The 2,130-nt window shown below is 45.4% G+C and carries 3 protein-coding genes; all 3 read left to right on the top strand.

All coding sequences use genetic code 11. From position 1 onward, the window contains the following. Positions 1-79 precede the first annotated feature (79 nt). Positions 80-448, top strand: a complete 369-nt coding sequence (locus HU824_RS19320) for a hypothetical protein (protein ID WP_176469734.1) — start codon at positions 80-82, stop codon at positions 446-448. Between the two features lies 1 nt (position 449). Then, on the top strand, positions 450-797 hold the full coding sequence (tnpB, locus tag HU824_RS19315) for an IS66 family insertion sequence element accessory protein TnpB (protein WP_065538929.1): 348 nt from the start codon (positions 450-452) through the stop codon (positions 795-797). Positions 798-879: 82 nt separating this feature from the next. After that, a partial coding sequence (locus HU824_RS19310; protein ID WP_176469733.1) for a transposase occupies positions 880-2,130 on the top strand: 1,251 nt, incomplete at its 3' end.

Raw genomic sequence — 2,130 nt, 5'->3', positions numbered from 1 at the left:
GTAACCATTCTATTTTCCGCCTTGACACGCATCGCAACCCAGCATATCTTTGCGCCATAACCAATTACTAACAAAGATTATGGCAAAAGAAAAAGTAAACTACCAGGAGGTGTACGACCTCTATCAGCTGTGCTGCGAAACCAAAGACCTTCGCGAGTTCTGTGCGGATTATGGAGTGAATTACGACAAGTTCATGAACTGGCAGCGCCACCAGCTATGGAGTGAGAAGTTAGGCAAGACAGTCCGGGTTGATCAACCCAAGGTTGCCAAAGTCCAGATAACCGGCAATCCCTGCAACAGTCCAACCGTGAAAATGGAAGTGAAACAGCCCGAAGGTGAAGCTCCGATAAGATGGGTAAAATTACAATTGGCATCAGGCGCAACGCTGTTCCTGAGAAACACCACAGTTCTTGATTTGAGCTTGTTGCTTAATAAAATGATAGGATGACATGCTGGGACTGAGTGCTAACCTGAACTATTACCTGTTCAACGGTAATGTTGATCTGCGGAAAGGTATTTTCCGATTATGTGAGAGTATAAGGGAAGAGATGTCACTTGACCCGAGCGATGCCTCCAACGTCTATATGTTCATGTCCAGGAACCGTAAGGTTGTGAAGATACTTCATTATGAACGCGGTTTTTATGTGCTTTACGAGAAACGTCCTGTTATGGGGAAATTCAAGAAACCTGTGTTTGATGAAGTTTCCAGATGCTACCGGATCCAGTGGTCTGATATGGCATACCTGACGGAAAGCATCGTAGTCGACAGGATGTATGTAAGCCCTAAAGATGAATAACAAGGTATTGATATCCAATGGAATAATAAAAATAAACAGTAAAAAGTTTGCGTAACTGCCTGATTTTTCGTATCTTTATATCATGATTGATGAAAGGGCATACGAGTTACTTTGCTGCCAGTTGGGTCTGGCGAATGAGGAAAAGGCAGGGCTTCGCAAACAGGTAAACGAACTGATTGCGAGGCTTAAGGCCATTGAAAATTCCAATAAAGAGAACTCCAAGGCTCTGGTTGATACAATCAATGACCTCAAAGATTCCCTCGAAAAGCAATCAACTACGGTTGAAAATTATAGGAAAGAAATGGAGCTTATGAGAAAGCAGCTTGATGCAAAAGACGAGGTGAACCGGATGCTGGCAAACGAGATTTCCAATCTCAGGCTTCAGCTTGAGGACAGCAGAAAACACCGTTTTGGCCGTACTTCCGAGCAAAGAGAACTGCTGAACAACCGTAACCTTGACAAGTCTGCACTGCATAAGTCCGAATATGACGGTTCTGACAGAAAGGATGATGACAACGATAAGGCTGACGGTAACGAAACCGGCAGCAGTACCATTTCTGGTAGCACACCTGCACAGAGCAGCCAACCTTCAAGAAGAAAGGAAACTGCACCACGTGCCGTGAAAACCAAATTGAAAGTTGACAAAGTGGTAGTACATGAAGTGGACGAGTATTACACGCTTCCCGAAGGAGGACGGTTCATGAACCGCAACGGTATGCCTGATGTGTGGGAATACAGGGTCATAGAACATGTAAGGGCTCATAACGTGGAGCATGTCTACAAGGTGGCAAGGGTGAAGTTTGCGGACGGCACTTTCGCGAACACGATGGAACATCCGCTGAAAGACCTTGGAGGCATCTTCTCTCCTGAACTGCTTGCCCGTCTGCTCTGTCTGAAATACGACTTCAGCATGCCGGAGAACAGGCAGATAAGACTGCTTGCCAGAGAGGGCATCCACATAAGCAACACCACACTGAACAGCTATATCCATAACGGAATCGCCAAACTCAAGGGTTTTATCGGAGATGTCTTCAAGGGGTTTGTACAGCAGGCTGAATATCTTATGGTTGATGAGACGACCGAACTTGTAGGCATCGAAACAAAGGAAGGCAAGGCTTACAGGAGAAAGTACTTATGGGCATTCTTTGCAAAGCATATGAAGATGGTCTATTATCACTATAACAACGGCAGCAGGTCATCCGATGCGGCGAAGTCGTTCCTGGAACATTTTATGGGGACCCTTTCCACTGACGGATATACGGTTTACAGAATGTTTGATGGAGAAGACTCAAAGGTGCTTCATATAGGATGCTGGACGCACTGCAGAAGGTTG

It is taken from the genome of Bacteroides sp. L10-4, from assembly GCF_013373675.1.
In the GTDB taxonomy this organism is placed as follows: domain Bacteria; phylum Bacteroidota; class Bacteroidia; order Bacteroidales; family Bacteroidaceae; genus Bacteroides; species Bacteroides muris.
This window is presented reverse-complemented; position numbering and strand designations above follow the sequence as displayed.